Raw genomic sequence first — 26,003 nt, forward strand, 5'->3', positions numbered from 1 at the left:
TCCCGGTGAAAGCGCTTTTCCACACCACAGCAAAGGAAGTGAGCGATACGAATCCTCCCATGGACCGCCGCCAGGCAGAGCGGCTGGTAAATACCTATTCCGACCTGATCCTCCGGCTGAGCTATACCTACCTGAAAAGCACCGCCGACGCACAGGACATCTGCCAGACCGTTTTTCTCAAGCTGCTCACCAGCCCCCGGAGCTTTGAAAGCCCGGAACATGAAAAAGCATGGATCATTCGTGCCACCGCCAACGCCTGCAAAGATCTTTTGAAGAGCCACTGGCGACGCACCACCGTGGCCATGGATGAGGCCGCACCGGTACCCGCCCCACCGGCGGAGGAGGGAAGCCTGCTGGCCGCCGTGCAGCTGCTGCCGCCCAAGTACCGGGCGGTAATCTATCTGTACTATTATGAGGGTTACGCCGCAAAGGAAATCGCCCGGCTGCTGGGAGAAAACCCGGCCACCATCTCCACCCGGCTGAACCGGGGCCGGGCGCGGCTGCGTACCCTGCTGGAACAGGAGGAACTGGCATGAAAACCTATAAGGACGCCATGAACGAGCTGCGGTTTTCCCCACAGCAGAAACAGGAAATGATTGATCGCCTGATGACTCAATCCGCTCAATCGGCCCAGCCCTCCAAAGGGCGGGCCATCCCGCTGCGTCGGGTCTGCGCACTGGGTGCGGCGGCAGCTTTTGCCGGGGCCCTTTGTCTGGGCGCGGCCGCCAGTGGCGCTCTGAAACCCGCAGCCGACGCTTTTGGCGCAGTGTTCGGCACTGCACCTGCCCAGACCGAAATCATCGACCGGATCAGCCACCCGCTGGACGCCCGCACCACCGTGGACGGGGTAACCGTCCAGGCCGACGCCATCATCGGCGACACTTACAGCTACGCCATCGTTTATTCCCTCTATCGGGAGGACGGTGCGCCCATCACTGCGGACCCGGACCCCAACCGGGATGGAGCGCTGGCGCTTCGCTTCGGAGAATGGGACAGCGACGTGGGACATACGGGCGGCACACATGGCACCGCCTGGTTCTTTGACGAGAACCCCACCGACAATGCCGTCCAGTTCGTGCAGCTGCTCACCGCAGATGCCCCGCTGAAGCCGGGCACCGCCACCGTGCGCCTGACCGACCTGAAGCAGGGAATCGGCGAGGATGCGGCACTTCTGGCCCGGGGCACCTGGGAGCTGCGGTTCGACTTTGCCTTTGAGGACAGTTCGCTGGAGCTGGCCGGCGGGCAGAGCTTCACCGTAAACGGAGAAACCGCCGTGCTGAACAGCGTGTCCATCTCGCCGCTGTCTCTGCGAATCGACTACACGGTAAACACACCGCTGCAGCAGCGCGAAAACGAAAGCTCCGGCACACCGGACAGCGCCCTTACCCCGCAGCCGGTCTATCTTACCCTCACCGACGGCAGCCAAATCGATCTGACCGGCTTTGGCGGCGGTATTCGACCGGAAGGGGAAAGCACCCGCTGCGAGATCAGCGGCGTATTTGACCGAATCCTTCCGCTGGATACCATCGAAAGCATCACCATCGGGGAAGCAGTCATCCCGGTAACCACTTCATAATTCCCTGAACAGACAAAAAAGGACCTGCCCGTTTGGGCAGGTCCTTTGATTTGTTTTGATGCCAAATCAGGCGGCAGCAGAGGTGCTGGCGGAAGCGCTCTCGGCAGCTTCGGAGGAAGCAGCCTCGGAGGTGGCGCTCTCAGCAGCCTCAGAAGAAGCGGTCTCGGAAGCGGTGCTCTCGGCGGCGGTGCTGTCGGCTACGCTCTCGCTCTCGGCAGTGGTGTCCTCAGTGGGCTCGCCAATGTAGGCGTACTGCAGGTACCAGTAGCCGTAGGGGCTGTGCCAGGTGCCCTGCAGATCGGTGCTCTGCAGCCAGAAGTCGCTGTTGTGAGCGATGGGGATCATGGCGTAGTCGCCCATCAGCATCTCCTCAGCAGCGTGCAGGTTGGCAAAGCGCTGCTCCACGTCGGCGATGTTGGTGTTGTTCATCAGCTCGTCGAACTCGGGGTTGGAGTACTTACCGTCGTTGTTGCCGTTCTCGGTCATGAACAGCTCCAGGATGTTGGAGGGATCGTTGTAGTCGAATACCCAGCCGTTGCGGGCCATCTCGTAGTCACCGGCGCGGCGCAGCGGGGTAAAGGAAGACCATTCCACGATCTCGATCTCCAGGTTGATGCCCAGAACTTCCTTGTAGCACTGCTGCATGTACTCAGCAACAGCCTTGTTGTAGCCGGAATCGTTGGTGGTGTAGGTGATGGTGGGGAAGCCCTCGCCATTGGGGTAGCCGGCGTCAGCCAGAGCCTGCTGAGCCTGCTTCTTGGACTCCTCGTAATCGGTGGGGATCCACTCCTTGTTGGAGTTGTCCATGTAGGGGGTGGTGCCGTCCGCATCGGTGATGCCGGGGCCGGTCAGCTCGTAAGCAGGCAGGTAGGTGCCCTGCTGCACGGTGTTGGCGATGTAATCGCGGTCCAGAGCCAGGCTCAGGGCCTTACGCACGTTCACGTCCTGGAACAGCTCGTTCTGCAGGTTCATGCTCATGTAGGAGGTGCCCATGATGGGATCCACATGGAACTCGGGGGTGCCGGTCAGGCTGGGGATCTCCTCGGTGGGAACGTCACGCACCAGAGAGGCCTGGCCGGTCTGGAACGCGGTGTAAGCCGCGGTGGAGTCCTCCATCAGCAGGAAGGTGATGGTGTCGGTAACGATCTTGCTGGTATCCCAGCCGCCGTTGTAGTAGGGGTTCTTGGTGAACACGATCTGCTGGCCCACGGTCCACTCAGTCATGTAGTAGGGGCCGTTGGAGACATAGGTCTCGGGAGAGGTGGCCCAGGAATCGCCGTTGGCCTCGATGGTCTCCTGCTGCACGGGGCTCAGGGTGGCAAAAGCAGCCAGCTTGTCGAAGTAGGTGCAGGGATGAGCCAGAGTCACCACGAAGGTGTTGGCATCGGGAGCAGACACCTGCAGAGCGTCCGGATTACCGGCCATGGCCTCGTCGTAGCCGGCAACCATGCCCACCACAGTGGCGGAGTAGGGAGCGGCAGTGGCGGGATCGGCCACACGCTTATAGGTGTAAACGAAATCGTTGGCATCCAGGTCGGTGCCGTCGGACCACTTCAGGCCCTCACGCAGGTGGAAGGTCCAGGTCAGGCCGTCCTCGCTCACTTCGTAGCTCTCAGCCTGGCCGGGCTGGATCTCGTTGTTCTCGTCCAGAATCAGCAGGCCCTCGAAAGCGGTCAGGATCATGTTGCCGCCGTCGATGGCGCTGTTCAGCGCGGGATCCAGGGTTTCAGGGTTGGGGCCCAGCTGAACAGTCACATTGCTGCTGCCGGTGGCAGTGCCCTCGGCAGAGCCGCTGGTGGCAGTCTTGTTGCCGCCGCAAGCGACCATGCTGAACGCCATGGCAGCGGCCAGCACCAGTGCTAACACTTTTTTCATGTTGCGGTTCCTCCTCTTACAGATAAGCAAAGTTTCTCTGCGCCGATTCAACCCCGGAAGAGGCAGAACCGGCAAACACACATGCCGTTTTTCGGGTTTGCAGGTTCCAGATACAAACCCCGGCCCCGCTGTTTGTCTGTTCATAAAATACACGGCGCGCAGCGGGTGTCTTGAACGCATTGTAGCACTTTAGCCCAAAAAAGCTCAATGACTCTTGTAAAATTGTAAAAAATTTGTTTTCTTTTCTGGAAAAGTTCTCCACCGAAAGATTCTTTTTTCACACCTCTTTTATATAGTTTTCACAACTCGTTGTTTGTTTGAACAAGAGGAGTGCTGATTTTTGCCAACAGGCCAGCTGGTATGAAAAAAGAGCCCCGCGTTTGCGGGGCTCTTTTTGGTGTTTGTATTCCGTGCCCAATCAGGCGGCGCTGGCGGAGGCGCTTTCGGCACCCTCGCTGGCAGCAGCTTCCGTGGAAGCAGCGCTCTCGGCAGTCTCGCTCACGGCGCTCTCGGCAGCCTCAGAAGAAGCGGCCTCGGAAGCGACGCTCTCAGCAGCGGTGCTGTCGGCTACACTCTCACTCTCGGCAGTGGTGTCCTCAGCGGGCTCGCCGATGTAAGCGTACTGCAGGTACCAGTAGCCGTAGGGGCTGTGCCAGGTGCCCTGCAGATCCGGGCTCTGCAGCCAGAAGTCGTTGTAGTAGGCCACGGGGATCATGGAGTAATCCGCCATGACAATCTCCTCAGCAGCGTGCAGGTTGGCAAAACGCTGCTCCTTGTCGGCGATCTTGGTGTTTTCCATCATCGCATCGAACTCGGGGTTGGAGTACTGACCGTCGTTGTTGGCATTGCCGGTCATGAACAGCTCCAGCATGCTGGAAGGATCGTTGTAGTCGAAGGACCAGCCGTTACGGGCCATCTCGTAGTCACCGGCACGGCGCATCGGGGTGAAGGAGGACCATTCCACAATCTCGATCTCCAGGTTGATGCCCAGAACTTCCTTGTAGCACTGCTGCAGATACTCGGCCACAGCCTTGTGGTAACCTGCATCGTTGGTGGAATAGGTGATGGTTGGGAAGCCCTCACCGTTCGGGTAGCCGGCATCAGCCAGAGCCTGCTGAGCCATGGCCTTGGCGGTCTCGTAATCCTCAGGAATCCACTCGCCGCTGGACTTGTCCATGTAGGCGCTGCCGTCCGCATCGGTGATGCCGGGGCCGGTCAGCTTGTAAGCGGGGGAGTAGGTACCCTGCATCAGGGTATTGGCAATGTAGTCACGATCGATGGCCAGGCTCAGAGCCTTACGCACATTCACATCGTTGAAGGGCTCGATGGAATCGTTCATGGTCAGATAGTAGGTGCCCATAACCGGATCCACATAGAACTCACCGCCATCCTCGGCCTTGGTCAGGCTGGGGATTTCCTCGGTGGGAACATCCTTGATCAGCTGGGCCTGACCGGTGGTGTAAGCGGTGTAGGCAGCGGTGGAGTCCTCCATCAGCAGGAAGGTGATGGTATCGGTCACGATCTTATCGCTGTCCCAGCCGCCCTTGTAGTAGGGGTTCTTGCTGAACACGATCTGCTGGCCCACAGTCCACTCGGTCATGTAGTAGGGGCCGTTGGAGATGTAGGTCTCGGGAGAGGTGGCCCAGGCGTCGCCGTTGGCCTCAATGGTCTCCTGCTGCACGGGGCTCAAGGTAGCGAAGGCAGCCAGCTTGTCGAAGTAGGTGCAGGGGTAACTCAGGTGCACGATGAAGGTGTTGGCATCAGGCGCTTCCACCTGCAGAGCATCCGGATTGCCGGCCATGGCTTCGTCGTAACCGGCGATCATGCCCACGGCGGTCTGCGAGTAGGGAGCAGCGGTGTCGGAATCGGCAACGCGCTTATAAGTATACACAAAATCGGTGGCGTCCAGATCCGTGCCGTCGGACCACTTCAGGCCCTCGCGCAGGTGGAAGGTCCAGGTCAGACCGTCCTCACTGACCTCCCAGCTCTCGGCCTGACCGGGCTGAACCTGATTGTTCTCGTCCACGATCAGCAGGCCCTCAAAGGCAGTGATCAGCATATTGCCGCCATCGATGGTGCTGTTCAGCGCCGGGTCGATGGATTCGGGGTTGGGGCCGATCTGTACGGTCACATTGCTGGCGGTGGCGCTTCCGGAAGCGGAGCCGGCGTTGCCGGCGCTGGCAGTGGAAGAGCTGCTGCCGCCGCAAGCCACCAGGCTGAATGCCATCACGGCAGCCAGCACCAGAGACAAGGCTTTTTTCATAATTGGTATTCCTCCTCAAGCAGTTTGCAAAGTTTCTCCTGCGGCCGGTTACGCGCTCCGCGGTAAGCTCGTTTTCCGGCTGCGGGCTGCTGTTTTTCCCGCAGATTCCAGATGCGGGCAGCAGCCTTTCCCCATTGAATGTTTGAATAAATATTCAAATTTCTTGGGTGTTTATTCGGATTGTAGCACTTTACCCCAAAAAAGTGCAATGGGTATGTGCGGTTTGTAACTTTTTTGTTTCTTTTGTTCGTCAACCTGTATTTTCTATGTTTCAGAACATGTTCTAACTTATGCACCTTTCACAATCCTTTGTCCAAATGGACAAAGGCTACAATCCTGCTTCACAACAGAAAAAGACCCCGGAAGCATCCGGGGTCTTTTTCTTCTGTGTGTTGAACAGAGAAACTTTGCTCTCTGGAAGAGCCGAAGCTCATACAGCCTTACTCAACGTAGGCGTACTGCAGGTACCAGTAGCCGTAGGGGCTGTGCCAGCTGCCCTTCAGGGAAGAGCTCTGCAGCCAGAAGTCATTGTAGAAGGCCAGGGGGATCATTGCGTAATCTTCCATGGCGATCTTCTCAGCGGCGTGCAGGTTGGCAAAACGCTCGTCCTTATCGGCGATCTTGGTGTTCTCCATCATCTCGTCGTATTCGGCGTTGGAGTACTTACCATCGTTGTTGCCGTTGCCGGTCATGAACAGCTCCAGCATGCTGGAGGGATCGTTGTAGTCGAATACCCAGCCGTTACGGGCCATCTGGTAGTCACCAGCACGACGCTGCGGGGTGAAGGAGGACCATTCTACAACCTCAACCTCCAGGTTGATGCCCAGAACATCCTTGTAGCACTGCTGCAGGTACTCAGCCACGGCCTTGTGGTAGCCGGAATCGTTGGTGGAGTAGGTGATGGTGGGGAAGCCTTCGCCGTTCGGGTAACCGGCCTCAGCCAGAGCCTCCTGAGCCTGCTTCTTGGCTTCCTCGTAATCGGTGGGGATCACATCGTAATCGGAATTATCCATGTAGGAGCTGCCGTCAGCATCGGTGATGCCAGGGCCGGTCAGCTTGTAAGCGGGGGAGTAGGTGCCCTGCATCAGGGTGTTGGCAACATACTCACGGTCGATGGCCAGGCTCAGAGCCTTACGTACATTCACATCGTTGAAGGGCTCGACCTGATCGTTCATGCTCAGGTAGTAGGTGCCCATGATGGGATCAACATAGAAGTCGCCGCCATCCTCGGCTTTGGTCAGGCTGGGGATTTCCTCAGTGGGAACGTCCTTGATCAGCTGGGCCTGGCCGGTGGTATAGGCAGTGTAAGCAGCGGTGGAGTCTTCCATCAGCAGGAAGGTGATGGTCTCGGAAACGATCTTGCTGGTGTCCCAGCCGCCCTTGTAGTAGGGGTTCTTGCTGAACACGATCTGCTGACCAACGGTCCACTCAGTCATGTAGTAGGGGCCATTGGAGACGTAGGTCTCGGGAGCGGTGGCCCAGGAATCGCCATTGGCTTCGATGGTCTCCTGCTGCACGGGGCTCAGGGTAGCGAAGGCAGCCAGCTTATCGAAGTAGGTGCAGGGGTAGCTCAGGTGTACCACGAAGGTCAGAGCATCGGGAGCTTCAACCTGCAGAGCGTCGGGATTGCCGTTCATGGCCTCTTCATAGCCGGCGATCATGCCCACGGCAGTGGCGGAATAGGGAGCAGCGGTGTTGGGATCCGCAACGCGCTTGTAAGTATACACGAAGTCGTTGGCATCCAGATCGGTGCCGTCAGACCACTTCAGGCCCTCACGCAGGTGGAAGGTCCAGGTCAGGCCATCCTCACTGACCTCATAGCTCTCGGCCTGGCCGGGCTGAACCTGGTTGTTCTCGTCCACAATCAGCAGGCCCTCGAAAGCGGTGATCAGCATGTTGGCGCCGTCAATGGCGCTGTTCAGCGCGGGGTCCAGAGTCTCGGGGTTGGGACCTACCTGAACGGTAACGCCGGTAGCGGCAGTGGCAGAACCGCTGGCCGCGGTGGAATCGGTGCTGGTAGCGCCGCTGGTTGCAGTGGAGCCGGAGCCGCCGCCGCAGGCAGCCATGCTGAACGCCATCACGGCAGCCAGCACGAGAGCTAACATCTTTTTCATGGTTGCTTTCCTCCTGAATTTGGTTTTACCCTTTTCCGCTCTGCCCCGCAAGGGCCGGAGCGAAGTGTTTTTTCACTGCGAACAATTGTGTCCGCTGCGATTGGCTTGGTAACATTGTAGCACTTTATCCCAAAAAAGTGCAAGTGTATTTTTGTCTTTGTAAAAATTTTGTCTTTTTTCATGATTTTTTCACGGGATTGCCACATCTTTTTGCAGCAATTGCGCGACAGTTTCTCCCTGTTTGGACAAAAACTCCCGGTTTTTGCAAAATCATTTGTAACTTTTTCGCCGCAATAAGCGCGGGTACAAAAAAGAATCCCCACTGCAAATGCAGTGGGGATTCTTGAAATGCACTTATTTCACCCGATCCAGGTGGTGGCAGGCAGCCCAGTGGCCGGAGGAAACCTCCTTGAACTCGGGCACCTCGCAGGCGCACTGCTCATCCGCATAGGGGCAGCGGGTGCGGAAACGGCAGCCGGAAGGGGGATTCAGCGGGCTGGGCACATCGCCCTCCAGCACGATACGCTTGGATTCCCGTGCGGCCTTGGGGTCCGCAATGGGAATGGCAGAAATCAGGCTGCGGGTATAGGGATGCACGCTGTGGAAGGTGAGCTCGTAGCTGTCGGCCAGCTCCACCAGCTTGCCCAGATACATAACACCGATGCGGTTGGAAATGTGCTTCACGATGCTCAGATCGTGGGCAATGAACAGATAGGTCAGACCCATCTCGCTCTGCAGATCCTCGAACATGTTGACAACCTGAGCCTGGATGGACACGTCCAGCGCAGAAACAGGCTCGTCACACACGATGAACTCAGGGTTCACCGCCAGAGCGCGGGCGATACCCACGCGCTGACGCTGACCGCCGGAGAACTCGTGCGGGTAGCGGTTGGCATGCTCAGAGTTCAGGCCAACGCGCTGCAGCATGCTGATGATGCGGTCGTGGCGATCCTTGTCGTTGGCAGCCAGCTTGTGGATGTCAATGGCTTCGCCCACGATATCGCCGATGGTCATACGGGGGTCCAGAGAAGCATAGGGATCCTGGAACACGATCTGCATCTTGCGGCGATAGGGCAGCATGTCCACCGCGATCTTCTTTTCAGAATCGGGCAGCTTGCCGGAATCGTAGATCACGTTGCCGTCATAGATGATACGGCCATCGGTGGGCTCATACAGGCGCAGCAGGGTACGGCCGGTGGTGGTCTTGCCGCAGCCGGACTCACCTACCAGACCCAGGGTCTCGCCCTTGTTGATGAAGAAGCTCACATCGTCCACAGCCTGGACGTAACGGCGCTTTTTACCGAAGCCGCCGGCATTGAAGTACTGCTGGAGATGCTGAACCTCAACCAGTTTTTTCTGCTCGCTCATTCGGCTTTCCCTCCTTTGGCTTCAAACTCGGCCTTCTGCAGCAGCCAGCACTGCGTGTAATGGGTATCGCTCAGGTCGGTGCGCGGAGGCATCTGACGCAGGCAGATCTTCATGCAGCTCTTGCAGCGGGGCGCGAAGGGGCAGCCGGCCGGAGGATTCAGCAGGTCCACAGGGCTGCCTTCGATGGGCACCAGACGCTCCTTCTCCTTCTGGTTCAGCTTGGGAATGGAGTTGATCAGGCCCTTGGTGTACTCGTGCTTGGGATTGTAGAAGATCTCGTCGGTGGTACCGTATTCCACGATCTTACCGGCGTACATAACGGCGATCTTCTCGCACATGCTGGCCACGACGCCCAGGTCGTGGGTGATCATGATGATGCTCATGCCCAGCTTTTTGCGCAGCTCCATCATCAGCTCCAGAATCTGGGCCTGGATGGTCACGTCCAGCGCGGTGGTGGGCTCGTCGGCGATCAGCAGCTTGGGCTCACAGGCCAGAGCGATGGCGATCATCACGCGCTGACGCATACCACCGGACAGCTCGTGCGGATACTGCTTCAGGCGGCGTTCGGGCTCGTTGATACCCACCAGCTCCAGCAGCTCCTTGGCGCGGGCATAGGCTTCCTTCTTGTTTTTGTTGGTGTGCAGGCGCACCATTTCCACAATCTGATTGCCGATGGTGTACACCGGGTTCAGGCTGGTCATGGGGTCCTGGAAGATGATGGAGATCTCTTCACCACGCATTTTGCGGAAATCCTTCTCGGTCATCTTTTCCACTTCGTGGCCGTTGAAACGCAGCTCACCGCCGATCAGCTTGCCGGGGTAAGCGGTCAGGCCCATCAGAGAGTAAGCGGTAACGGACTTACCGGAACCGGACTCGCCCACGATGCCCAGAACCTCGCCCTGCTTCATGGAGAAGGACACATTGTTCAGTGCCTTCACCTCGCCCGCGGGGGTGAAGAAGGAGAGGCGTTCGTTTTTGATATCAAGCAAAAGATCACTCATGGTTCGCTTCTCCTTTCGTTAGTTTTTCAGCTTCGGGTCGAAGGCGTCACGCAGGCCGTCGCCCAGCAGGTTGAAGCTCAGGATGATGATGCTGATGATGGCAGCAGGCAGGAACAGCAGGTGAGGATAGGTGTTCATGCCCTTCAGCGCATCAGTAGCCAGGCTGCCCAGGCTGGGCAGGGGAACCGCAACGCCCATGCCCAAAAAGCTCATGAAGCTCTCGGTGAAGATGGACGAGGGGATCTGCAGGGTGGTGGTAACGATCAGGGTACCGATGCAGTTGGTGAGCAGGTGCTTTTTGATGATGCGGCCATTGGAGGCGCCCAGAGCCCGGGCAGCGGTGACGTATTCCGCTTCCTTCAGGGTCAGGATCTGGCTGCGCACGATACGGGCCATGCTGACCCAGTACAGCAGCGCAAACACGATGAAGATGCTGACCAGGTTGGGGCCCAGGGTCTGCAGCCAGCCGAAGCCGGGCATCGCAGCCAGACTCTCCAGAGGCGCTTTCAGGGCGAAGCCCAGCAGAATAATCAGCAGAATATCGGGGATGGTGTAGATGATATCGGTGATACGCATCATGATCATATCCACCCAGCCGCCGAAGAAGGCGGAGATGGAGCCATAGATGGAGCCGATAACCAGGATCATGGCACTGGCCACGATACCAACCAGCAGGCTGATCCGGGCGCCGATCATCAGCCGGATGGCGTAGTCACGGCCCAGCTTGTCGGTACCCGCGATGTGGGGGAACACGCTCTCACCGGCGGCGATGCGCTCCAGCTCCTGGGCAGAATACTCCATGGGAGCCAGGTTCTCGCTGCCGCGCACCTGCTGTTCGTAGCTGTAGGGGTAGAACATGGGCACGATAAAGGCGAAGAACATGATGATAAGGATGACCACCAGGCTTACCATGGCGATCTTGTTTTTGCGGAAACGGCGCAGGCCGTCCTTCCAGAAGCTCACGCTTTCGCGCATGACCACCAGGCTTTCCTGCTCATCCTTGGAGGCGGGCAGAAAATCTTCCGGCTTCAGGTCCAGCTGAAAGCTCAAAGGATTCTTTTTCATATCCATTTTTCTGTATCCTCCTTACTTCAGCTTGATGCGCGGGTCGATGATCTTGTACAGGATATCGACGACCACGTTGATGGCGATGACCAGAGCCGCCAGGAAGATGGTGGTGCCCATGATCATCATGTAGTCGCGGTTGGTGATGGCGGAAACGAACTCACGGCCCAGACCGGGGATGGTGAAGATCTTTTCCACAACAAAGGAACCAACCAGCAGGCCGGCCAGCATGGGGCCCACGTAGGTGACAACGGGCAGGATGGCGTTACGCAGAGCGTGCTTGAACAGTGTCTTGAAGCCGGAAACACCCTTGGCGCGTGCGGTACGCATGTAATCCTGGCCCATAACATCCAGCAGGCTGGAACGCATCAGGCGGGCGATGTAGGCGGTGGGATAGAAGGCCAGAGCGGTCACCGGCATGATGTAAGAAGCCGGCGAGTCCAGGCCGATGGTTGGCAATAGCTTAAGTTTTGAACCGAATGTATAGATCAGCACCGAGCTGGTAACAAAGCTGGGTACCGCGATGCCGCAGGTGGCAAAGAAAATGATCAGGTTGTCGGCCCACTTGCCGCGGTGATAGGCAGCCAGACAGCCCATGGGGATGCCGACAACCAGAGCAACCACCACAGCGGCGCCGCCCAGACGGGCAGAGACCGGGAACTTGGTGGCGATGATGTCGCTCACGTCACGGCCGCGCTGCTTCAGGCTGGGACCGAAGTCGCCATGCAGGGCGTTGACCAGGTAATTCTTGTACTGCACCATGACCGGTTGGTCAAGGCCGTATTTTGCTTCCAGCGCGGCCATAGCCTGGGCGCTGATGGCTTTTTCCGACATGAAGGGACCGCCGGGAACGGCCTGCATGAGGAAAAAGGTGAGGGTCGCCACGATGAACAGGCTCAGAAGACCCATGGCGATGCGCTTGATGGCGTATTTTACCATCTCTTTCACTCCTTATCATCTTTAACCTTTGCCCGCGCGCTGCGGGTAAACGCTCGAATCAAAATACGCGCAGAACTGACCGTCTCTCAAAAACAAGCGCCCCCGGCACACAGCCTTTTGGCTGTGCGTTTGCTGAGAACGCCGTGTTGTTTGTTCGATGATCTCGGGGACTGCGCGTACACAGATACAAAATATATACTACTTTATTCTACTAAATTTGTCAACGCTCTTTTTCAAATTTTCGCTGTATTTCTTTGAAAATCAGGCCTTCTTTTCCCATTCCAAGGCCATTTTCCCAGCCACTGCATATCTTTTTGTCTTTATTATAGTAGCATAAGAGCAGAATTTGTATTCATGTGAAGTACATATTTTTTCATTCTGCACAAAAAGCGAGGTGTTTGCTTGCTGACGACAGTTCCTGCCGCGCGGAACGGGCAAAAATGTGAAAAAAGGATGAAAACCCACATTCCTTTCTTTCTCAGCCCTCCCGCTTCCATAAAAACTTCCGAAGCAGTTTTGGCCGGGGCCGCTTTCTTGATCTGATATAAGGAGGCCGTTGATCCGAAAACAGAGAGGAAAGGGCAGAGCAAAAGGGCCCAAATTGAGACCCCGCAAAAAAATTTAAAAAATTTCAAAAAAAGCGTTGACAATCGAAAAGGAATCTGATAATATATTTCTTGCACCGCACAAGACGGTTGCAAACGAGATGCGCTGGTAGCTCAGTTGGATAGAGTGTCTGACTACGAATCAGAAGGTCAGGGGTTCGAATCCCTTCCAGCGCACCATCAGAACCTGCAGGCTGAAAAGCTTGCAGGTTCTTTTGTTTTTCCGGTTATTGCGCAGACATCCGCCGGGGACAGGGGCCGTTGCAATTGGGGCGCGGCTTTGCTACAATAGAAACATTAGGCGCGGCGAACCGTGCCATGAAAAAGGAGTGTTTCGATCATGACCCCTGAACTGATCATTCAGATCGCCGCGGTGTTGGTGGTAGTGGTGATTTTCGGCGTTGCCGTATATCTGCTGAGCCCCGCGCGCAAAACCGAAAAAGCGGCCAAGGCCGGCCCCATTCCGGACGATGAGCACGAAAACGCCGAGGCGGTGCTGCGGCAGCTGCGTCGGTATGCAGCCACCAATGAATTCCGTGTGGTGGAGCCGGTACAGATCGGCAACGACAAGATCAGCGCAGATCTGGACGCATTGCTGGTAGGTTGGTTCGGTGTTCTGGGTGTGAAATGCCTGGGATACGGCGGAACCATTTACGGTCAGGTTTCCGATTCCGAGTGGGTACAGGAAATGAACGGCCAGCGCCGGGTATTTACCAACCCCCTGAAGCGTGCCGAACAGAGCGCCCGCGCTGTGCGCCAGGCGCTGTTTGAGGCAAAGATCAAGAATGTTCCGGTGGAGACCGTGGTTGTATTCACCGGCAAAAAGACCCAGCTGGCGCTGCCCCGGTCCTGCGGGCATTACACCATCGAGCAGTTCTCCACCTATTTAAAGTCCGTTCATTTTGAAGAGGACAAAAAGGTCGAGGTGGAGCCGGTGGCCGCCGCGCTCAGCGTAAAGTAAGTTCAGCAGCTCCTTCAGCCGGTGCGCAGTTGCGTGCCGGCTTTTCTTTTTCTGCCCAAATTTTGGCTGTACCGCAATTTACAAAATGTTCATAGTGCTTTAAAACTTCTTCCGCAACTTGTGGGTATACTAAGAATCACAGAACAGCGGAGCCGCAACCGATGTTCTGTACATGATTCCTCCTCACACCAAAGCGATACCCCTTACACCCCTCCGTGGTCCGCAAGCACGGAGGGGAATTTTTTTGCCTACCCGACCGGCAGCGGAATCGCACACGGTTGCTGATTCGCACCCGGTTTTCCTCAGCAAGTACCGCCTGCACCCTTTTTGCCTACCCGACCGGCAGCGGAATTACACACGTTTGCTGATTCGCACCCGGTTTTCCTCAGCAAGTATCACCAGCACCCTTTTTGCCCACCCGACCGGCAGCGGAATTACACATGTTTGCTGATTGACACCCGGTTTTCCTCAGCAAGTACCGCCAGCACCCTTTTTGCCTACCCGACCGGCAGCGAAATTACACACGTTTGCTGGTTCGCACCCGGTTTTCCTCAGCGAACACCTCCAGTTGCCTTTTCCGCCCCTCGGGCCGACAAATACAAACCTCATACCAAAAACAAAACAGCCCATGGATGGGCAGCACGTTTTCCTGCTGCCCATCCATGGGCTGTCTTTTTCCTTTATTCTGCGCCGTAGATGCCCTGCACGGTCACCTCGCCGGTGAATACCGCCTGGGTGCCCGCTTCGGTCTTTACCACCAGCCGGCCCGCTTCGTCCACATCCACCGCCCGGCCTTCTCCGCCGTCAAAATTCACATGCCGGCCAAGATTGGCGCATCGGGCCAGATATTCCCGCCGGATCGCCGCAAAGCCCTGTCGGTAAAACAGTTCCATCCCATCGGAAAACACCTCGCTCAGCGCCTGTGCCAGCGCCTCAGGGGTGTTCTCATTCATCCTGCATCCCGGAATCTGCACCGCCGAAACACCGTGAGCAAGGCCATTCTGGGCAAAATACGCCTCATCCTGCATCAGGTTGATCCCGATGCCACAGAGAATCGCCCCTTGGGCCGCTTCGCACAGAATGCCACCCAGCTTTTTGCCCTGCCAGATCAGATCGTTGGGCCATTTCACCTGACAGCGTATTCCCACCTGTTCTTCCAGCGCATTCATTGCAGCCAGACTGGCTGCAAGCGGAAGCGCCGCCGGGTCTGCCATCGGTCGTTTGCACACCACCGTATAATACAGCCCCTGGCCCGGCGCATTTGCCCAGGCCCGGCCGCGGCGGCCACGTCCGGCAGTCTGACAGGTGGTATACACCGCGAAGCCATCCGGCAGCTGCTCTAGCTTTCGGCGGCACCAGCTGTTGGTGCTGTCCGCCTGGGAAACAAAGAGGGGAGCGGTTACCATATAATCAGTTCCTTGTGCTGAAGTTTAACTTCTCCGTTTTCATACAGCTGCAGCAGACCGTAGCTGGGCCCGCCAAACCGGGGTGCGCCAATGCTGCCCGGATTGAACAGGGTCACGCCGTCCCGCTCTTCCAGCGTGGGCAGATGCGTATGGCCGAACAAACCGATGGCCGCGCCCCGATCCTTCACCGCCCGGGCAAAATCATCCAGCGTATACTTGACCCCGTAATGATGCCCATGGCAGAAGAAGATCAGGTTGTGTTCAAATACCTCCAGTGCCTCCGCCGGGTAAAGCGAAGAGAAATCACAGTTTCCCCGCACCGCATACACCGGAAGCGTACAGCCCTCGGCCTGCAGGCGCTCAATATCCTTTAACCCGTCGCCCAGAAAAATGATTCCGCTGGCGTGGGGCTGCGCCTCCACCGCTTTCTGTACCAGCGGATAACAGCCATGGCTGTCGGATAAAATCAGAATCTCTTTCATTCCTCATCCTCCTTGATCAGCAGGCGATAGACCTGGCTTTTGGAAAAGGCCGTGCCCTGAGCTGCTTTTTTGGCCGCCGCGCTGGGGGGCATGCCTTCTTCCATCAGTCTGCGCGCTGCCTGCGCGGCCTGTTCCAGCGTAATTTGCTCCTGCGGCGTGGTCTCGGCCTCACCGCCTGCCACCACCAGCACATACTCACCCCGGGGCGCATTCTCCTGATAGTAGGCGCAGGCCTCCTCCAGCGTAGTCTTGCGGATCTCCTCATGCAGCTTGGTCAGCTCCCGGGTCAGGGTAATGCTTCGCTGCCCGCCAAAGGTCTTTTCCAGATCCTCCAGCGTGCCCCGCAGCTTGTGGGGCGCTTCGTAAAAAATCATGGTGCGCGTCTCGCCCGCAAGGCTTTCCAGCCGCTGCTTGCGGGGCTTTGCCGCCACCGGCAGAAAACCCTCAAACACAAAGCGGCTGGTATCCTGACCGGAAACCGCCAGCGCCGTGACACAGGCGGAAGCCGCCGGGACCGGCACCACCGGGATGCCCTGGGCCAGCGCGTCCCGCACGATCTCCTCGCCCGGGTCCGAAATGGCAGGCATGCCCGCATCGCTGCACAAGGCGCAGCTTTCGCCCGCGGCAATACGATCCAGAATATACTGGCCTTTTTCCTTGCTGTTGTGCTCATAATAGCTCACCAGCGGCTTTTTCAGCCCCAGATGATTCAGCAGCTTCAGGGTAACGCGGGTATCCTCGGCGGCAACAAAATCCACGCTGCCGAAGGTAGCGGCCGCCCGAGGGGTCATATCATTCAGATTTCCGATGGGCGTTGCCACAATATACAGTGTTCCGGCCATAACTGGCTCCTCCTTGGGTTGCATCCGGCGGCGATGTGATCACATGCCCTGCCGGTAGATGGCCTGCAGCTGCAGGCTGGGGCGGCCGGTTTCGTCCGCCATATAGATATCCGGCTCAAAACGAAGGCCGGGTTTTCGGTTTTTCTGTGCTTCCAGCAGGAACAGCCAGGGGGCATCCTTCGGGGTCTGCTTGGCAAACACCAGCCGCTTTGGCTCCAGCCCTGCCGCACTGAGGATGCAACAGGTGCGGGCCAGATGCTCCGGCCGGTTGCACAGCGCAAAGCGCCCGCCATCCCGCAGAAGGCGTGCCGCCGCGGCTGCCACCTGCTCCAGCGTACAACCACCCTCATGACGGGCCGTGGCGCGGGCGGCCTCCGGGCTCACATAGCCCCCGGTGAAATAGGGAGGATTGGCCGCCACCAGATGATAGCCGCCATCCGCCTTCAGCTCGTTCAGATCCCGGTTCAGCGGGCGGATATGGCCGCATTCCGGCTGCTCCGCCACCGCCTGCTCCAGCAGATCGGTGCCCTCGGCATCCAGCTCCACCGACAGGCATTCCCCCCGGTGGCCCAGATCGTGCCAGCGCAGCGCCACGATGCCGCAGCCGCTGCAAAGATCCACCGCCCGTTCTGCCCGCCGGGGCCGGCAAAAGCCGGACAGCAGCATGGCGTCCGTTCCGAAGCGATGATTTTCGCTGATAAACACCTTGGTCCCATTATACAAAGTTTCGGCGGAATGTGCCATAGAAAAACGCTCCCTGAAACAAAAATAAGGGGAGTGTACGCCGGTTCGACACATGAAGCCGGCGGTTTTCCCCTGCTTTTTAAAAACATGGCCCACAACAAAAAAGCGGCGGGCCAAAAAGCCACGCCACTTTTTGTTCTTTGCCAGTGCAAAAAGAGCAGATTAGCCCTCTTCGATCGCACCAACAGGGCAAGCGCCGGCGCAGGTGCCGCAGGAAATGCAGCTGTCAGCGTCGATCACGTACTTGCCGTCGCCCTCGCTGATAGCGCTGACAGGGCACTCGCCGGCACAGGTGCCGCAAGAAACGCAAGAATCGTTGATAGAGTAAGCCATGTTTTATCTCTCCTTTATCTCTGCACTTTTTCCTCAGGCGCGGTGCGCCCCATCCGTGCAGAGAATGCAGCGCGGCCCTGAAAGAGCGAACTCTTTCTTGGGTTTATTGTAGCATAAATTTACAAAAGTTCAAGTGGTTGCCCTGGATTTTCAGACTCAGTCCTGCTCCGGATCCGGCGCCTTGGGAGCCCGTTTTCCGCCCCGCAGATAGACGCATTCGCTGCGCCGGAAATACTTGGGCGCCAGCGACTCGTTCAGCGGCCGCACCTTCAGCATACCGCTCACCGGGTTTGCCTCCACCACAACACCCTCAAATTCCGGGGTGCGCACCACGCTGCCGTTCATGGGGGTGATGCTGTTCAGATATTCGTAGGCCTTCTGCTCATAGGCCAGGCAGCACATGAGCCGGCCGCAGCTGCCGCTGATCTTGGTGGGATTCAGACTCAGGCCCTGCTCCTTGGCCATCTTGATGCTCACCGGCTGGAAATCCTTCAGAAAGCGGCTGCAGCAGAAAGGCTGGCCGCAGATGCCCAGACCGCCCAGCATCTTGCTCTCGTCACGCACGCCGATCTGGCGCAGCTCGATGCGGGTGTGGAACACGCCCGCCAGATCCTTGACCAGATCCCGGAAATCAATGCGGCCGTCCGCAGTGAAATAAAATACGATTTTGGTGCGATCCAGATTGTACTCGGCTTCCACCAGCTTCATCTCCAGCTTGTGGGCGGCGATGCGCTGGGTGCAGATCTCGAAGGCGGTTTTTTCGTCGGCCCGGTTTTTCTCCATACGGCGGATGTCCACCGCGTCGGCCATGCGCTTGACGGTTTTCAGCTCCCGCACCACCTGGCTGTCCGGAATATCCTTGGGGCCGGCCACCACCTCGCCGCATTCAATGCCGCGGGCAGTTTCCACGATCACATGGTCGCCGGTCTTTACATCCAGATCCGCCGGGTCAAAATAGTAGGCCTTTCCGCCTGCTTTAAAACGAACGGAGATCACTTTTTTCATAGTCGGTTTCTCACTTTGCCCTGCCGCGCCGGGCGGATGGTGTCACGTCTTTTGCCTGCGGCTTTGGTTTGGGCAAAAGGTTCAAAAGGGTAGGGAAGAGCTCACCGGGCGATGCGCGCCGCCAGCAGGGTGAGCAGCAGCTTCTGATTCAGGTTGCGGTTCATATTCTGAAGCGCTTCCCCGCACTGACTGGCAGTGCGGGCTGCCTGGTGGGCGCTCATACCAAAGCGCCCGGCCCCCGCCAGCTCGGCGGCGGCTACGCTGGCCAGATCTGCCAGCAAGCGGGCAGCGGCAGGTTTGTCCTTTTCGTATCCGGCCAGGAGCTGCATCAGCCGGTAATGGTCGCCCTTTGCCACTGCCTGAGCCAGCTGGCAGGCAGTCTCGAAGCTCTGGGCCGCCTGCGACTCCCGGGCGGCAGCCGCGGCCCGTCCGATGTGGCCATCGTACACGGCAGCCAGCAGCTCCGGGTCCTTACAGTCCGGGCAGTTCTCTTGCAGCCAGCTCACACATTCCTGCCGGGTGACCGGGGCGATGGGATAGATGGCGCACCGGCTGCGGATGGTGGGCAGCACTGCCGCCGCACTGGTGGCGGTGAGCACAAACAGCACCCCCTCCGGGGGTTCCTCCAGCACCTTCAGCAGCGCATTGGCACTGGAGGCGTTCATCTTCTGCGCGCCGTAAAAAATCACCGCCCGCCCGTTGGCAGACAGCGCGGTCTCGAACACCTTGCGGCGCACCTGACGCACCGCATCGATGCGGATCTCGCCGGAAGCACCTTCGCCCCGCACCTCGATGCACTCGGCGGCCCGGCCTTCCAGCACGGCATCCGCCTGAGCACCGCCCTCCGGGTAGAGGTAATCGGCAGCAAGGCAGCGGGCAGCAAACCCCGCACCGCAGCCCGCCTCGCCGCACAGCAAAATACTATGAGAAAGCCGCCCTGCGCGCAGGGCGGCCTGCAAACTTTCTTTCAGGGCCTGATTGCCCCGAAACGCATCCAGCATCACAGCTTTTCGAAGCGCTCCACGTTGGTCACAAAGACGGTGGCGCCGCCCACGGTGACCTGCAGCGGATACGCAGTGGCCACGCCGATGCCATAGCTGGCGGTGCTGGGCACAACCTCGGTGCGCTGCTTGCAGCACTTGGAGATCAGGCCGATGCACTCGTCCACCTTTTCGTCATCGGTACCGATCATCAGGGTCATATTGCCAGCCATCAGAAATCCGCCGGTGGTGGACAAACGGGTAACGGAGAAGCCCGCCTTGATGAGCTCGTTACATACGTTCTTGGAGTCCTCTTTATTTACAATGGCAGTGATCATTTTCATAACAGCAGTTCCCCTTTCGGCAGGCCCGCGCAGTTTGGGCAGCGATTCCACCCGGCGCATAAAACATGGGCCTGTTTTTCTAATTATAGCACGACGTTTTTCAAATTACCACAAAAGCAGCCTCAGTTTTTGCCGCTTTTATTGCCGCCACTGGTTCTGCCAGGCCTTGCGGCGGCGGTAGTCGGTGATCTTCTGGCGAATCCGCCCGATGCCGCCCTTGCCGAAGAACACCCAGAAGCCCAGAAGGCCCGCCAGCATGGCCAGCTTCTGGCCAAGAGGCGCGGTGATCCACTGGAACAGGTACAATGCCGCGGAGATCCAGCCCAGCCATTTCACCTTGACCGGCAGCACAAAGAACAGCAGCAGCTGAGTTTCGGGATAAAGATAGGCAAAGGCGAAGAAGAGGGAATAATACAGCGCCGTATTTCCGGCCGAACCGGTGATCAGGCAGCCCAGCCAGGCGCCGATCATACCCAGCAGAAAATAGACGGTGAATTTGAAGCTGCCCCAGGTTCGTTCCAGTGCGGAACCCAGCCAGTACAGCAGATAAATTTCCAGTACCACATAGATGGGGCTGGTGGTCAGCGGGGGAAGGAACACAAAGCTTACCAGCCGCCACACCTGCCCGGCAAACAGTCCGGTCCGGTTCAGATCCAGAAGGAAATACAGCGGATAGTATGCAAACATGACCACCAGCCAGACAATGGCCTGACCGGCCGCCACATATAACATCAGATTCGGGATCCCGAAACGGCCAAACCGCCGCTCCAGTTTATAAAGCCAGTTCATCGCGCAGCACGCTCCTTTTTGCTCAGTTTCGTTTACTTTACCAGAAAATAATCCATTTGAAAAGCCTTTTGCGGCGAATGATTTGTTTTTGTTGTTTCGGTGCGCGTCGAAAAGTTTTCAACGTTTTCCACCGAGATCCCAACATTCCTCACCGCTCCATTCAACGAAACGTTGAACTCAACGGCGTTTTCCACCCGATTTGTTGAAAACTTCCCGCTTTTCACGGGGTTTTAAACACTTTCAACATACTTTTCAACATACAATTGAAAAACTCCTCGTATAACTCATGGGGAAAACTATGTTTATTCTTTGATGAAAATCCTGTTTCCGGTCTTATGGAATGGATTTTTCGCGCATTTTCGCGCATGGCGGCGATTTTTTTTGCACAAAAAAGCGGACTGCTTCTTTCCACATAAAATCGCGAAAAAAGCAGTCCGCAAAGCACGGATTTACCGGGAACACTGCCGCTTTCCGGTCAGTGCTTTTCCTCCAGGGCATGGAAACCTTCACCAAAGACCTCGTTTGCCTCACAGATCATCACCATGGCCCGGGGATCCACCCGATGGGCCGCCTGGCGCACCTTGAACACCTCGTTATTGGAGCAGGCGCACAGAACCATATCCTTTTTGGCTCCGGAGTAGCTGCCGGTCACATCCACCAGCGTGGCGCCGCGCTCCACTGCCTGATCGATCTCTCTCGCCACCTCCCGGCCATAATCGGTGATGATCATGGCCAGCTTGCCGCTGCCGGCGCCGTACATGATCTTATCCATCACAATGGTAAGCGCAAACACCGAGATCATACCGTACAGCGCCGAGTCAATGTCACCGAAGGCGGGCACACCCAGAAAGATGATAACCGCATCCATGATCATACTGATCTGGCCGAAGCTGAAATGGGGAGCCTTCCGCTTGGCCGCGTGAATCAAAAAGTCGGCGCCGCCGGTGGAGGAGTTGCGCATATAGATGATGGCGAGGCCCGCGCCCATCAGAATGCCGCTGAACACCGCCGCCAGAAGCCGGTTGCTGTCATAAACAGGAAAATGAGGCAGGATGCCGTCGATGATGATGGTACTGATGATCATGGTACGCAGGCTTTTCAAAAAGAAACGCCTGCCCAGAATCCGGAAGGTACACAGGATGATGGGGATATTCAGTACCAGGGTCATGGTACCAATGGGTAACCCGGTAAGAAAGTTGATGATCAGCGCCAGACCCGAAAGCCCGCCGGGAGCGAACCCGCCCTTCGCCGCAAAGGTATACACACCCACGCCGAACAGAATACTGCCCACCGTTTCAAAAAGCACATCCATCAAGAATTCCTTGCGTTTTTCCGTCACACTGAGTTCCTCCTTTAAACCGGTACAGAGAGATGTTTCGGTCCGCTCTGAACACCGGATAAAACAAAAACGGCTTTTTTCACAACACGCTTTGCTCAAACGCTTTGCTCAAAAAGCCGTTATCTTTTCCTACCTTTATTATAGCCGAAGCCGGGCCAAAAGGCAAAAATTCTTTTGTAAAAAGATGGGAAACAGGCAAAAAAAACGCCCCCGCACTGTGCGCACAGTGCGGGGGCGCGAGGTTCAGCAGATCATGCCGTGACCCTTGCGGGGAGAATTACTCCTCGGTGGAGTACAGCTTAACCAGCTTCTGCAGGTAAGCGTAGCGCTCCTTAGCCTTCTTGTCGGCCAGATCGAACAGCTCTTCAGCACGCTCGGGGAAGGCCAGCTTCAGGCGGCTGTAACGGGTCTCGTTGGAGATGAACTCCTTGTAATCCGCGGTAGCGGGCTTGGAGTCCAGAGTGAAGGGGTTCTTGCCTTCGGCCTTCTTGCGAGGATCGAAGCGGAACATGTTCCAGTAGCCAGCAGCCACAGCCTTCTTCATCTCGGCCTGGCAGTTGGTCATACCGCCCTTAACACCGTGCATCTCGCAGGGAGCGTAGCCGATCACCAGAGAAGGACCATGGTAGCTCTCGGCCTCGGTCAGAGCCTTGATGGTCTGGTTCATGTCGGCGCCCATAGCGATCTGAGCAACGTAAACGTAGCCGTAGCTCATGGCGATCTCGCTCAGGCTCTTCTTGCCGATGGCCTTACCGGCGGCTGCGAACTGAGCAACCTGACCGATCTGGCTGGCCTTGGAAGCCTGTCCGCCGGTGTTGGAGTAAACCTCGGTGTCGAATACCATCACGTTGACATCCTCACCGGAAGCCAGAACGTGGTCCAGACCGCCGAAGCCGATGTCGTAAGCCCAGCCGTCACCACCGAAGATCCACACGCTCTTCTTGGAGAGGTAGTTCTTCTTGGGCAGGATAGCCTGGCTGTACTGGCAGTCGGGCTCAGCCTCCAGCAGAGCAACCAGCTTCTTGGTGGCTTCCGCGTTGGCCTTGCCGTCCTCGTAGGTGGCGAAGTACTCGTCGATGGCAGCCTTCTTGTCGGCGTTGGTGGTAGCCTCAGCCAGCTCATGCAGCTTGGCAGCCAGAGACTCGCGGATCACCTTCTGGCCCAGGTACATGCCCAGACCATGCTCGGCGTTGTCCTCGAACAGGCTGTTGGCCCAGGCGGGACCGAAGCCGGACTCCTTGTTGGTGGTGTACGGAGAGGTAGCAGCGGGGCCGCCCCAGATGGAGGAACAACCGGTAGCGTTGGAGATGTACATACGCTCGCCGAACAGCTGAGTGATCAGGCGGCCGTAAGCAGTCTCGGCACAGCCGGCGCAGCTGCCGGAGAACTCCAGCAGGGGCTGGTTGAACTGGCTGCCCTTCACGGTGGTCTCGGCCATCATGCCGTCCTTCTTGCGGATGTTCTCAACACAGTAGTTGAACACATCCTGCTGAGCGGCCTGGCTCTCCTGAGGCACCATGGTCAGAGCCTTGGTGGGAGCGGGGCAGACGTTTACACAAACGCCGCAGCCCATGCAGTCCAGAGGAGAAACGGTCATGGCGAACTTGTAGTTCTCGCAGCCCTTGCCGGTCATCTTCTTGCTCTTCAGAGCCTCGGGAGCGTTAGCAACTTCCTCGTCGGTCAGAGCGAAGGGACGGATGGTGGCATGGGGGCAAACGTAAGCACACTGGTTGCACTGGATGCAGTTGTCGGGATTCCACTCGGGAACCATCACGGCAACACCGCGCTTCTCGTAAGCGGCAGCGCCCTGAGCGAACTGGCCGTCCACGTAATCCACGAAGGCGGAAACAGGCAGGCTGTCGCCGTCCATCTTGGCAACGGGCTCCATGATGTTCTTAACCATCTTCACGGTGTCGGCGTTGCCGGTCAGCTGAACGTCGTTGGCCTCGTCCACAGCGTTGGCCCAGTCAGCGGGAACCTCAACCTTGTGGTAGGCGTCGAAGCCGGCGTCGATGGCCTTCCAGTTCATCTCAACGATGGCCTGGCCCTTCTTGGCGAAGGTCTTCTCAGCGGCCTGCTTCATGTACTTGATGGCATCCTCGCGAGGCAGAACACCGGCCAGAGCGAAGAAAGCAGACTGCAGGATGGTGTTGGTGCGCTTGCCCAGACCGATCTCAACAGCCTTGTCGATGGCGTTGATGGTGTACAGCTGGATGTTGTTCTGAGCGATGTAGCGCTTGGACTCAGCAGGCATGTGGTGAGCCAGCTCCTCATCGGTCCACTGGCAGTTGATCATGAACACGCCGCCGGGCTTTACGTCCTGAACCATCTTGTAGCCCTTAACAACGTAGCTGGGGTTGTGGCAGGCCACGAAGTCAGCCTTGTTGATGTAGTAGGGGCTCTTGATGGGCTTGTCGCCGAAGCGCAGGTGGCTGATGGTCACGCCGCCGGTCTTCTTGGAGTCGTACTGGAAGTAAGCCTGGATGTACTTGTCGGTGTGGTCACCGATGATCTTGGTGCTGTTCTTGTTAGCGCCAACGGTGCCGTCGCCGCCCAGACCCCAGAACTTGCACTCCTTGGTGCCTTCTGCAGCGGTGTTGGGAGCGGGCTTCTCTTCCAGGCTCAGGTTGGTCACGTCGTCCACGATGCCCAGAGTGAAGCGGGCCTTGGGAGCGTCCTTAGCCAGCTCGTCGTATACGGCGAACACGCTGGAAGGAGGAGTATCCTTGGAACCCAGACCGTAACGGCCGCCCACAACGGTAGCGGTGTTGCCGGCCTCACGCAGAGCAGCAACAACGTCCAGGTACAGGGGCTCGCCCAGGCTGCCGGGCTCCTTGGTGCGATCCAGCACAGCGATCTTCTTCGCGGTAGCGGGGATGGCAGCCAGCAGCTTCTCGGCAACGAAGGGACGGTACAGGCGAACCTTTACCAGGCCAACCTTCTCGCCCTTGGCGGTCAGGTAATCGATAACTTCCTCGGCAACGTCGCAGATGGAGCCCATGGCTACGATCACGCGCTCAGCGTCGGGAGCACCGTAGTAGTTGAACAGCTGGTAATCGGTGCCCAGCTTCTCGTTGACCTTGGCCATGTACTTCTCAACCACAGCGGGCAGAGCGTCGTAGTACTTGTTGCAGGCCTCACGATGCTGGAAGAAGATGTCGCCGTTCTCGTGAGAACCGCGCATGGAGGGATGCTCGGGGTTCAGAGCGTGAGCGCGGAACTCGTTGATAGCGTCCCAGTTAACCATCTCAGCCAGATCGGCGTAGTCCCACTTCTCGATCTTCTGGATCTCGTGAGAAGTACGGAAACCGTCGAAGAAGTTGATGAAGGGAACGCGGCCCTCGATGGCAGCCAGATGGGCTACAGCGGCCAGGTCCATAACTTCCTGAGGATTGGTCTCGGCCAGCATGGCGAAACCGGTCTGACGGCAGGCGTAAACGTCGCTGTGATCACCAAAGATGTTCAGAGCGTGGCTGGCCACACAACGGGCAGACACATGGAACACACTGGGCAGCAGCTCGCCGGCGATCTTGTACATGTTGGGGATCATCAGCAGCAGGCCCTGAGAAGCGGTGAAGGTGGTGGTCATGGCGCCGGCAGCCAGGCTGCCGTGCACAGCGCCGGCGGCGCCGGCCTCGGACTGCATCTCCATTACCTTAACCTGGGTACCGAAGATGTTCTTGCGGCCGGCAGCGGACCACTGGTCCACGTAGTCGGCCATGGGGCTAGACGGGGTGATGGGGTAGATAGCAGCAACTTCGCTGAACGCATACGCTACGTGAGCGGCAGCGGTGTTGCCATCCATAGACTGTTTTGCTCTAGGCATTTTTCTTCCTCCATAACAATTCAGTATTTAACGTCCTGGCCCCGGGGATCGGGGGAATGGGCGCTATTACTTAACTATATTCTAGCAAATCAAAATGGCAAAGTAAACTGTTTTCGGGCAGCTTTTTCGGTCAGATTCGGTTTTTA

24 protein-coding genes and 1 tRNA gene are annotated in these 26,003 nt (G+C 57.8%); 4 read left to right on the top strand and 21 right to left on the bottom strand.

Annotation, left to right across the window (positions count from 1 at the left end):
* Positions 1-59: 59 nt before the first annotated feature.
* Together ACESYO_RS02855 and ACESYO_RS02860 are read left to right on the top strand one after the other, a co-directional pair.
* Positions 60-536, top strand: coding sequence for an RNA polymerase sigma factor (locus tag ACESYO_RS02855; protein WP_283129568.1), 477 nt, complete (start codon positions 60-62; stop codon positions 534-536).
* Entirely contained in the window at positions 533-1,576 is a 1,044-nt protein-coding gene (locus ACESYO_RS02860) for a hypothetical protein (protein WP_373209339.1), read from the top strand. The genes ACESYO_RS02855 and ACESYO_RS02860 overlap by 4 nt, the downstream gene beginning before the upstream one ends.
* Positions 1,577-1,642: 66 nt before the next feature.
* Here ACESYO_RS02860 and ACESYO_RS02865 read toward each other — a convergent pair whose 3' ends face one another.
* From ACESYO_RS02865 to ACESYO_RS02905, 9 genes are all read right to left on the bottom strand, one after another.
* On the bottom strand, positions 1,643-3,451 hold the full coding sequence (locus ACESYO_RS02865) for a peptide ABC transporter substrate-binding protein (RefSeq protein ID WP_373209338.1): 1,809 nt from the start codon (positions 3,449-3,451) through the stop codon (positions 1,643-1,645).
* 16 nt (positions 3,452-3,467) lie between these two features.
* A complete protein-coding gene (locus ACESYO_RS02870; protein ID WP_373211188.1) occupies positions 3,468-3,713 on the bottom strand; it encodes a hypothetical protein in 246 nt (81 codons plus the stop codon).
* A gap of 156 nt (positions 3,714-3,869) precedes the next feature.
* The gene (locus ACESYO_RS02875) at positions 3,870-5,714 is read right to left on the bottom strand and encodes a peptide ABC transporter substrate-binding protein (RefSeq protein WP_077138498.1); all 1,845 of its coding nucleotides are present in this window, start codon (positions 5,712-5,714) and stop codon (positions 3,870-3,872) included.
* 440 nt (positions 5,715-6,154) lie between these two features.
* Complete coding sequence (locus ACESYO_RS02880; RefSeq protein ID WP_283129461.1) at positions 6,155-7,828, bottom strand: peptide ABC transporter substrate-binding protein; 1,674 nt, start codon at positions 7,826-7,828, stop codon at positions 6,155-6,157.
* Positions 7,825-8,010 (bottom strand): hypothetical protein, encoded by a 186-nt coding sequence (locus ACESYO_RS02885; protein ID WP_373211190.1) that lies wholly within the window; start codon positions 8,008-8,010, stop codon positions 7,825-7,827. The genes ACESYO_RS02880 and ACESYO_RS02885 overlap by 4 nt, the downstream gene beginning before the upstream one ends.
* Before the next feature lie 172 nt (positions 8,011-8,182).
* Complete coding sequence (locus ACESYO_RS02890; protein ID WP_058963405.1) at positions 8,183-9,196, bottom strand: ABC transporter ATP-binding protein; 1,014 nt, start codon at positions 9,194-9,196, stop codon at positions 8,183-8,185.
* Entirely contained in the window at positions 9,193-10,197 is a 1,005-nt protein-coding gene (locus ACESYO_RS02895) for an ABC transporter ATP-binding protein (RefSeq protein ID WP_058963406.1), read from the bottom strand. Before ACESYO_RS02895 ends, ACESYO_RS02890 begins: the two co-directional genes overlap by 4 nt.
* Positions 10,198-10,215: 18 nt before the next feature.
* Entirely contained in the window at positions 10,216-11,268 is a 1,053-nt protein-coding gene (locus ACESYO_RS02900; RefSeq protein ID WP_443983735.1) for an ABC transporter permease, read from the bottom strand.
* Positions 11,269-11,283: 15 nt separating this feature from the next.
* The gene (locus tag ACESYO_RS02905; protein WP_058963407.1) at positions 11,284-12,201 is read right to left on the bottom strand and encodes an ABC transporter permease; all 918 of its coding nucleotides are present in this window, start codon (positions 12,199-12,201) and stop codon (positions 11,284-11,286) included.
* Between the two features lie 708 nt (positions 12,202-12,909).
* Between ACESYO_RS02905 and ACESYO_RS02910 the strand changes: the two genes are divergently transcribed.
* Together ACESYO_RS02910 and ACESYO_RS02915 are read left to right on the top strand one after the other, a co-directional pair.
* Positions 12,910-12,986: transfer RNA gene (locus tag ACESYO_RS02910), tRNA-Arg, on the top strand.
* Between the two features lie 160 nt (positions 12,987-13,146).
* Complete coding sequence (locus ACESYO_RS02915) at positions 13,147-13,767, top strand: nuclease-related domain-containing protein (protein ID WP_373209337.1); 621 nt, start codon at positions 13,147-13,149, stop codon at positions 13,765-13,767.
* Positions 13,768-14,447: 680 nt separating this feature from the next.
* Here ACESYO_RS02915 and ACESYO_RS02920 read toward each other — a convergent pair.
* The 12 genes from ACESYO_RS02920 to nifJ form a co-directional block, all read right to left on the bottom strand.
* Positions 14,448-15,173 carry a biotin--[acetyl-CoA-carboxylase] ligase gene (locus ACESYO_RS02920; RefSeq protein WP_373209336.1) on the bottom strand — a complete coding sequence of 242 codons (726 nt, stop codon included), beginning with the start codon at positions 15,171-15,173 and terminating at the stop codon, positions 14,448-14,450.
* Entirely contained in the window at positions 15,167-15,655 is a 489-nt protein-coding gene (locus ACESYO_RS02925) for a metallophosphoesterase family protein (protein ID WP_058963410.1), read from the bottom strand. The genes ACESYO_RS02920 and ACESYO_RS02925 overlap by 7 nt, the downstream gene beginning before the upstream one ends.
* Positions 15,652-16,497: a 16S rRNA (cytidine(1402)-2'-O)-methyltransferase gene (gene rsmI / locus ACESYO_RS02930; protein ID WP_058963411.1), complete on the bottom strand. Its 846-nt coding sequence runs from the start codon at positions 16,495-16,497 to the stop codon at positions 15,652-15,654. Before rsmI ends, ACESYO_RS02925 begins: the two co-directional genes overlap by 4 nt.
* A gap of 39 nt (positions 16,498-16,536) precedes the next feature.
* A complete protein-coding gene (locus ACESYO_RS02935) occupies positions 16,537-17,241 on the bottom strand; it encodes a tRNA1(Val) (adenine(37)-N6)-methyltransferase (RefSeq protein ID WP_283128911.1) in 705 nt (234 codons plus the stop codon).
* A 162-nt stretch (positions 17,242-17,403) separates the two neighbouring features.
* A complete protein-coding gene (locus ACESYO_RS02940; RefSeq protein ID WP_058963413.1) occupies positions 17,404-17,574 on the bottom strand; it encodes a DUF362 domain-containing protein in 171 nt (56 codons plus the stop codon).
* Between the two features lie 156 nt (positions 17,575-17,730).
* A complete protein-coding gene (locus tag ACESYO_RS02945) occupies positions 17,731-18,579 on the bottom strand; it encodes a PSP1 domain-containing protein (protein WP_058963414.1) in 849 nt (282 codons plus the stop codon).
* A gap of 101 nt (positions 18,580-18,680) precedes the next feature.
* A complete protein-coding gene (locus ACESYO_RS02950) occupies positions 18,681-19,580 on the bottom strand; it encodes a hypothetical protein (RefSeq protein ID WP_373209335.1) in 900 nt (299 codons plus the stop codon).
* On the bottom strand, positions 19,580-19,903 hold the full coding sequence (locus tag ACESYO_RS02955; RefSeq protein ID WP_058963416.1) for a cyclic-di-AMP receptor: 324 nt from the start codon (positions 19,901-19,903) through the stop codon (positions 19,580-19,582). The genes ACESYO_RS02950 and ACESYO_RS02955 overlap by 1 nt, the downstream gene beginning before the upstream one ends.
* Before the next feature lie 138 nt (positions 19,904-20,041).
* Complete coding sequence (locus ACESYO_RS02960; RefSeq protein ID WP_346671947.1) at positions 20,042-20,692, bottom strand: rhomboid family intramembrane serine protease; 651 nt, start codon at positions 20,690-20,692, stop codon at positions 20,042-20,044.
* Between the two features lie 32 nt (positions 20,693-20,724).
* Positions 20,725-20,916 carry a hypothetical protein gene (locus ACESYO_RS02965; protein WP_373211192.1) on the bottom strand — a complete coding sequence of 64 codons (192 nt, stop codon included), beginning with the start codon at positions 20,914-20,916 and terminating at the stop codon, positions 20,725-20,727.
* Between the two features lie 251 nt (positions 20,917-21,167).
* Entirely contained in the window at positions 21,168-22,031 is an 864-nt protein-coding gene (locus ACESYO_RS02970; RefSeq protein WP_242868315.1) for a YitT family protein, read from the bottom strand.
* 277 nt (positions 22,032-22,308) lie between these two features.
* Entirely contained in the window at positions 22,309-25,857 is a 3,549-nt protein-coding gene (gene nifJ, locus ACESYO_RS02975) for a pyruvate:ferredoxin (flavodoxin) oxidoreductase (protein ID WP_276870416.1), read from the bottom strand.
* Positions 25,858-26,003: the final 146 nt, after the last annotated feature.

Source organism: Allofournierella massiliensis, from assembly GCF_964241245.1.
GTDB lineage: Bacteria > Bacillota > Clostridia > Oscillospirales > Ruminococcaceae > Allofournierella > Allofournierella massiliensis.